Consider the following 6,692-nt stretch of genomic DNA (forward strand, 5'->3'; position numbering starts at 1 on the left):
CGGGCGGCGGGCATCGGAAGAGAGGCCATCACATCATGAGTGCAGATGCAGCGGTGCCACTGATCCAGGTCACGCAAGATGCTTATGAGCTGCGCGGCGTCGTGCGTCTTACGCTGAACCGGCCGGACGCGTTCAACGCGCTCTCCGAGGCGCTGCTCGACGACATGCAGACGCATCTCGCCGACCTCGCGAAGAGCGACGCGCGCGTGGTCGTGATCGCGGGCGCGGGGCGCGCATTTTGCGCCGGGCACGATCTGAAGGAAATGCGCGCGGCGCCGTCACTCGATTACTACCAGTCGCTGTTCGCGCGCTGCACGAAGATGATGCTGTCGATCCAGCGCATGCCGCAGCCGGTGATCGCGCGCGTGCATGGCACGGCGACGGCGGCAGGCTGTCAGCTCGTCGCGATGTGCGATCTCGCCGTCGCGGCGGATACCGCGCGTTTCGCCGTGTCGGGCGTCAATCTCGGGCTGTTTTGCGCGACGCCTTCGGTGCCGCTGTCGCGCAACCTGCCGCGCAAGGCCGCGCTGGAAATGCTGCTGACGGGCGACTTCATCGACGCGATGGCGGCGAAGCAGCAAGGTCTCGTGAATCGCGTGGTGCCGCTCGACATGCTCGATGCCGAAGTCGCCGCGCTCGCCAGGAGTATTTGCGCGAAGCCGCGCGCGGCTGTCGAAGCAGGCAAGGGCCTGTTCTACCGGCAGCTCGAAATGGGCGTCGAAGCCGCGTATCAACTGGCGGGGCAGACGATGGCCTGCAACATGATGGACGAGTCGGCGCTAGAAGGCGTGCAGGCGTTCATCGACAAACGGCCGCCCGACTGGCCGCACACGCCCGGCCGCTAGGCCAGCTCATTCCGATCGTTTCAGGATCCACGCGACGAGCGCGTCGATCACGCGCTCGCGGTCCAGATCGTTCATCGTCTCGTGATAGCTGCCTTCGTAGAGCGTCAGCGTCTTGTCCGGCGAACCGGCGCGCGCGCCGAAGTCGCGGCTGCCTTCCGGTTCCGTGAGTTTGTCCTTCGTGCCGTGCCAGATCAGAAGCGGCGTGCGCAAGCCGGCGCGTCCGCGTTCGATCCGCTGCATCGCGAGCAGTAACTCAGCGCCCGTGCGCGCGGGAATCGCGCCGTGATGCACGAGGGGATCGTTGCGATTCGCCTCGACCACGCTCGGGTCGCGCGACAGCAACGCGGCGTCGATCTTCATCGCCGGGAAGCTGGGCCACGCGCGACTGATTTTCTGGCTCAGCGCCAGCATCCAGCGTGGCACGTCGCCGCCCGGTGCGAGAGCGGGGCTGGAGAGGATCAGTCCGTTCAAATGGCGCCGTTGCGCCGCCTGCTTTTCGATCGCGTATAGCGCCGCGATCGCCCCGCCCATGCTGTGGCCCATCAGGAACAGCGGGCCGTCGTTGCGGGCTGCCTCGGTGACGAGCGCGTCCGCGTCGAGCAGATACTCGTCGAATCGTTCGATCCATGCGCGCCGGCCGGGCGCATTGCCATGACCGCGCAGATCGACGGCGACCAGTTCGATCCCGTTCGCATTGAGCGCCTGCGCAAGGGGCGCGTACCGTCCCGCGTGCTCGGCGAGACCGTGGATCAGCGCCACCGTCGCGCAGCGCAGGCCTGCCGCGCGCCAGCGATACAGCGGCAGTTCGAGGCCGTCGCGCGTGACGGCCTGCGAGCGTTCTGGGTTCCGCGTGGCGGAAGCGCCGGCTTGGGAGGTCTCCATGAGCATTCGTCCGATGTTTGTCGCTTGCGCTCGATCATAGCGGCATGTGTATGACCGTTCGCATCCGTTGGAACGGAGTCATCCTCTAATTCCGCTGCGTTATGAAAGTCGCCGAATTGATTATTAAAGGATATGACATGACTGCGGTAAAATCGCGGGTTCAAATCCCAATAAAAGTCGCGGCGGCCGGTGCCCGGGGCGTGCAACGCTCGATGGCAAGTCCGCCGTTTCGTTTTTCATGATCGAACTACGCAACCTATCGCAGCGTTTTCCGGGGCCACGGGGCTGGATCGAAGCGCTGCACAACGTCAATCTGTCGATTCCTCGCGGCGAAGTATTCGGCATCATCGGACGCAGCGGCGCGGGCAAGAGCACGCTGGTCCGCACGATCAACCTGCTGACGCGCCCGACGGAAGGCAATGTCGTCATCGACGACCGTGACCTCACGACCATGCCTGCCGCGCAGTTGCGCGAGGCGCGCCGCGAGATCGGCATGATCTTCCAGCACTTCAATTTGCTGTCGTCGCGCACGGTGTACGACAACGTCGCGCTGCCGCTCGAACTGGCCGGCATGAAACGCGCGGAAATCGAGGCGCACGTGCTGCCCTTGCTCGATCTCGTCGGCCTGTCGGCGCAGAAGGATCGTTATCCGGCGCAGATCAGCGGCGGGCAGAAGCAGCGCGTCGGCATTGCGCGCGCGCTCGCGAGCAAGCCGAAAGTGCTGCTCTCCGACGAAGCAACCTCCGCGCTCGATCCCGAAACGACGCGTGCGATCCTCGATCTGCTCAAGCGCATCAACCGCGAGTTGAAGCTGACCATCGTGCTGATCACGCACCAGATGGAAGTCATCAAGCAGGTGTGCGACCGCGTCGCGGTGCTCGATAACGGCCGCGTGGTCGAAGAGGGTAAGGTCATCGACGTGTTCCTGCAGCCGCACCACGAAGTCACGCGCGCGCTGATCGGCGATGTGATCGCACAGGAGTTGCCGCCTGCGATGAAGGCGCGCGTCGCCGAGCGTCTGAAGACGGGCAGCGGTCATCTGCTGCGGCTCGCGTTCACGGGTTCGGGTGTCGATCAGCCGATTCTCTCGGAGACGATCCGCCGCTACGAACTGGACTTCAACATCCTGCACGGCCAGATCGACGAGATCCAGGGGCAGGCGTTCGGCTCGCTCGCGGTGCTCGCGGGCGGCGAACCGGCGAAGGTGGCGCAGGCGATGACGTATCTGCGCGAACAGGGCGTGGTGGTCGAGGAGTTGTCGTATGTTGAGTGAAATGTTCGATATGTTCGTGCAGTCGTTCTGGGAGACGCTGATCATGGTCGGCATCTCGGGACTGATCGGCGCGGCCGTCGGCTTGCCGCTCGGTGTGCTGCTCTATCTGACCGACCGCCAGGGCGTGCTGCAGAACATCGCCGCCAATCGCGTGATGGGCGTGGTCGTCAACGCCGTGCGCTCGACGCCGTTCATCATTCTGCTCGTCGCGGTGATTCCGTTTACGCGGCTGGTGGTCGGTTCGTCGATCGGTACGGCGGCGGCCGTCGTGCCGCTGACGATCGCCGCTGCGCCGTTCATCGCGCGACTCGTCGAGACGGCATTGCGCGAGGTCGATCGCGGGCTGATCGAAGCCGCGCAGGCAATGGGCGCGACCACTTCGCAGATCGTGTTCAAGGTGCTGTTGCCGGAGTCCCTTCCGGGCATCGTCGCGGGTCTGACGATCACCTTCGTTTCGCTGGTCGGCTACTCGGCGATGGCGGGCGCGATTGGCGGCGGCGGTCTGGGCGATCTCGGCATCCGTTACGGGTATCAGCGGTTCCTGCCGGAAGTGATGTTGACGGTCGTCGTGATCCTGATCGTCTTCGTGCAACTGGTGCAGTCGTTTGGAGATTGGCTCGTGCGTCGGTTGAGCCACAAATAAACACATTCAATAAGACAAAGGTTTGGTCATGCAACGTCGTTTCATTCTGAAGGCTGCGGCCATGCTGGGCGTGGCGTCACTCATCGGCGCATCTTCGCTCGCATTCGCCGAGGAATCGATCAAGGTCGGTGTGACGGGCGGCCCGCACGCGCAGATCATGGACGTCGTGAAGACGGTCGCGGCGAAGAACGGCCTGAACATCAAGGTCATCGAGTTCTCGGATTACGTGCAGCCGAATGCGGCGCTCGCGGGCGGCGATCTCGACGCGAACAGCTACCAGCACGACCCGTATCTGCAGGCGCAGGTAAAGGATCGCGGCTACAAGCTGATCAGGATCGCCGACACGGTCACATTCCCGATGGGCATCTATTCGAAAAAGGTGAAGACGCTGGCCGAACTGCCGGCGGGCGCGAAGATCGCCGTGCCGAACGATCCGACCAACGGCGGCCGCGCGCTGCTGTTGCTGCAGAAGCAGGGCCTGCTCAAACTGAGAGCGGATGCGGGCCTGAAGGCGACACCGCTCGATATCGTCGAGAACCCGAAGAAGCTGAAGATCGTCGAGCTCGACGCGGCGCAAATTCCGCGCTCGCTCGGCGACGTCGACGCGGCGGCGATCAACACGAACTTCGCGATGGAAGCGGGCCTGAAGCCGAAACAGGACGCCATCGCGATCGAAGATCCGAAGGGCCCGTACGTGAACGTCATCGCCATCCGCGAGTCGGACCGCAACAAGCCGTGGGTGGCGAAGCTGGTCGCGGCTTACCATTCGCCGGAAGTGAAGCAGTTCATCGAAAGCAAGTTTGGCGGCGCGGTGATCGCGTCGTGGTGATCCAGGCTAGGCGGCGCCATGTTGCCCCAGGCGGCGCGCCGGACTGTGTGGCCTGAAGAATCGGTAGGAACCCGGACTTGGCGTCCGGGTTTTTTTAGAGATAGAATAGCACGACCGTTCGCTATTTCCGTCACGCCGTCGGGGAGCGATATCCTCAACACCAAGCAATCCCGGAGCGGCTGCCGCAGAGGCTGTCGCTATAATGTCCGTCGGGTTGACGTATTCGTAACTTTGGAGCGTGTGCATGAAAATCCTGGTGCCAGTCAAGAGAGTGGTTGACTACAACGTGAAGGTCCGCGTGAAGTCGGACAACACGGGCGTCGACATTGCGAATGTGAAGATGTCGATGAATCCGTTCGACGAAATCGCCGTCGAAGAGGCCGTGCGTCTGAAGGAAGCGGGCGTGGCGACGGAAGTGATCGCTGTGTCGGCGGGCGTGACGCAATGTCAGGAAACGCTGCGCACGGCGCTGGCGATCGGCGCGGATCGCGCTGTGTTGATCGAGTCGAATGAAGAACTGCAACCGCTGGCCGTCGCGAAGCTGCTCAAGGCGCTGGTCGACAAGGAACAGCCGCAGCTGGTGATTCTCGGCAAACAGGCCATCGACGACGATTCCAACCAGACGGGTCAGATGCTCGCTGCGCTGGCCAATCTGCCGCAGGCGACGTTTGCATCGAAAGTCGTGGTGGCGGATGGCAAGGCGACGGTGTCGCGCGAAGTCGATGGCGGCGCGGAAACGTTGTCGCTCACGCTTCCTGCTGTGATCACGACCGATCTGCGCCTGAACGAGCCGCGCTACGTGACGCTGCCGAACATCATGAAGGCCAAGAAGAAGCCGTTGGAAACCGTGAAGCCGGCGGACCTGGGCGTCGATGTCACGCCGCGTCTGAAGACGCTGAAGGTCAGCGAGCCGCCGAAGCGCTCGGCTGGTGTGAAGGTGGCCGATGTGAAGTCGCTGGTCGAAAAGCTCAAGACCGAAGCCAAGGTGCTTTGATTTTTACGAGCACACGGAGACGAATGAAATGACGATTCTGGTAATTGCTGAACACGACAACGCGGCGCTGAAGGCAGCGACGCTGAACACGGTTGCTGCCGCGCAGAAGATCGGCGGCGACGTTCATGTGCTGGTGGCGGGTCACAACGCGCAAGGCGCGGCCGATGCGGCGGCGAAGGTGGCGGGCGTGGCGAAGGTGCTGCTCGCCGACGCGCCGCAACTGGCAGCGGGCCTCGCGGAAAACGTCGAGGCGACGGTGCTGAACATCGCGAAGGACTACTCGCACATCCTCGCGCCGGCTACCGCCTACGGCAAGAACATCGCGCCGCGTATCGCGGCGAAGCTCGACGTCGCGCAGATCAGCGACATCACGGCAGTCGATTCGGCCGACACGTTCGAGCGCCCGATCTACGCTGGCAATGCGATCGCGATCGTGCAATCGGCTGATCCCATCAAGGTCATCACGGTTCGCTCGACGGGCTTCGATCCCGTTGCGGCGGAAGGCGGCAGCGCGTCGGTCGAGAAGATCGAAGCGGCAGCCGATACGGGCATCTCGCAGTTCGTCAGCCGCGAAGTGACGAAGCTGGACCGTCCGGAACTGACGTCGGCGAACATCATTGTTTCGGGTGGCCGGGGTCTGGGCAGCGGCGAGAACTACACGCAAGTGCTGGAGCCGCTGGCCGACAAACTCGGCGCGGCCATGGGCGCATCGCGCGCAGCCGTCGACGCTGGCTACGTGCCGAACGACTATCAGGTCGGTCAGACGGGCAAGATCGTCGCGCCGCAACTGTATATCGCGGTCGGCATCTCGGGCGCGATCCAGCATCTGGCAGGCATGAAGGACTCGAAGGTGATCGTCGCGATCAACAAAGACGAAGAAGCGCCGATTTTCAGCGTCGCGGATTACGGCCTCGTCGGCGATCTGTTCACCGTCGTGCCGGAGCTGGTGAAAGAACTCGGCTGATAGATCGGCACGCCGTCTGACGGCGACAGCAAAGCGAAGAGGCGCGAGGATGTTGAATCCAGCGCCTCTTTTTTCATCGGAGTCAGGGAGGAGACACACATGAGCTACACGGCACCCATCAAGGACATGATGTTCGCGATGCAGGAACTGGCCGGACTGGATGACATCGCCGCGCTGCCCGGCTTTGACGATGCAAACGCTGAAACCGCGCAAGCCGTGCTCGAAGAATCCGCGAAGCTGTGCGGGGAAGTGCTGGCGCCGC

Annotated in this window: 8 protein-coding genes; 7 read left to right on the top strand and 1 reads right to left on the bottom strand. The window is 63.4% G+C overall.

Going from position 1 to position 6,692, the window contains the following annotated elements; genetic code table 11:
• Positions 1-35: 35 nt before the first annotated feature.
• Positions 36-845 (top strand): enoyl-CoA hydratase, encoded by an 810-nt coding sequence (locus tag KFO72_RS29130; RefSeq protein WP_054934087.1) that lies wholly within the window; start codon positions 36-38, stop codon positions 843-845.
• A 6-nt stretch (positions 846-851) separates the two neighbouring features.
• Here KFO72_RS29130 and KFO72_RS29135 read toward each other — a convergent pair whose 3' ends face one another.
• A complete protein-coding gene (locus KFO72_RS29135; RefSeq protein WP_225033586.1) occupies positions 852-1,727 on the bottom strand; it encodes an alpha/beta hydrolase in 876 nt (291 codons plus the stop codon).
• A 238-nt stretch (positions 1,728-1,965) separates the two neighbouring features.
• On the opposite strand from KFO72_RS29135, the gene KFO72_RS29140 reads away from it, so the two are divergent.
• The 6 genes from KFO72_RS29140 to KFO72_RS29165 form a co-directional block, all read left to right on the top strand.
• Entirely contained in the window at positions 1,966-3,000 is a 1,035-nt protein-coding gene (locus KFO72_RS29140; protein ID WP_107201885.1) for a methionine ABC transporter ATP-binding protein, read from the top strand.
• Complete coding sequence (locus tag KFO72_RS29145; RefSeq protein WP_035991258.1) at positions 2,990-3,643, top strand: methionine ABC transporter permease; 654 nt, start codon at positions 2,990-2,992, stop codon at positions 3,641-3,643. Before KFO72_RS29140 ends, KFO72_RS29145 begins: the two co-directional genes overlap by 11 nt.
• Positions 3,644-3,671: 28 nt before the next feature.
• The gene (locus KFO72_RS29150) at positions 3,672-4,472 is read left to right on the top strand and encodes a MetQ/NlpA family ABC transporter substrate-binding protein (protein WP_224099768.1); all 801 of its coding nucleotides are present in this window, start codon (positions 3,672-3,674) and stop codon (positions 4,470-4,472) included.
• Positions 4,473-4,716: 244 nt separating this feature from the next.
• Positions 4,717-5,466, top strand: coding sequence for an electron transfer flavoprotein subunit beta/FixA family protein (locus tag KFO72_RS29155; RefSeq protein ID WP_054934090.1), 750 nt, complete (start codon positions 4,717-4,719; stop codon positions 5,464-5,466).
• A gap of 28 nt (positions 5,467-5,494) precedes the next feature.
• Positions 5,495-6,430, top strand: coding sequence for an electron transfer flavoprotein subunit alpha/FixB family protein (locus KFO72_RS29160; protein ID WP_054934091.1), 936 nt, complete (start codon positions 5,495-5,497; stop codon positions 6,428-6,430).
• Between the two features lie 99 nt (positions 6,431-6,529).
• The coding region (locus tag KFO72_RS29165) for an acyl-CoA dehydrogenase N-terminal domain-containing protein (RefSeq protein WP_225033587.1) at positions 6,530-6,692 on the top strand (163 nt) is incomplete at its 3' end.

It is taken from the genome of Paraburkholderia sp. XV, from assembly GCF_020177535.1.
Lineage (GTDB): Bacteria > Pseudomonadota > Gammaproteobacteria > Burkholderiales > Burkholderiaceae > Paraburkholderia > Paraburkholderia caribensis.

Excerpts from the sequence above, each read along its gene's own strand:
- KFO72_RS29130 (WP_054934087.1), top strand. The coding sequence starts at position 36 with ATGAGTGCAGATGCAGCGGTGCCACTGATCCAGGTCACGCAAGATGCT.
- KFO72_RS29135 (WP_225033586.1), bottom strand. The coding sequence starts at position 1,727 with ATGGAGACCTCCCAAGCCGGCGCTTCCGCCACGCGGAACCCAGAACGC.
- KFO72_RS29140 (WP_107201885.1), top strand. The coding sequence starts at position 1,966 with ATGATCGAACTACGCAACCTATCGCAGCGTTTTCCGGGGCCACGGGGC.
- KFO72_RS29145 (WP_035991258.1), top strand. The coding sequence starts at position 2,990 with ATGTTGAGTGAAATGTTCGATATGTTCGTGCAGTCGTTCTGGGAGACG.
- KFO72_RS29150 (WP_224099768.1), top strand. The coding sequence starts at position 3,672 with ATGCAACGTCGTTTCATTCTGAAGGCTGCGGCCATGCTGGGCGTGGCG.
- KFO72_RS29155 (WP_054934090.1), top strand. The coding sequence starts at position 4,717 with ATGAAAATCCTGGTGCCAGTCAAGAGAGTGGTTGACTACAACGTGAAG.
- KFO72_RS29160 (WP_054934091.1), top strand. The coding sequence starts at position 5,495 with ATGACGATTCTGGTAATTGCTGAACACGACAACGCGGCGCTGAAGGCA.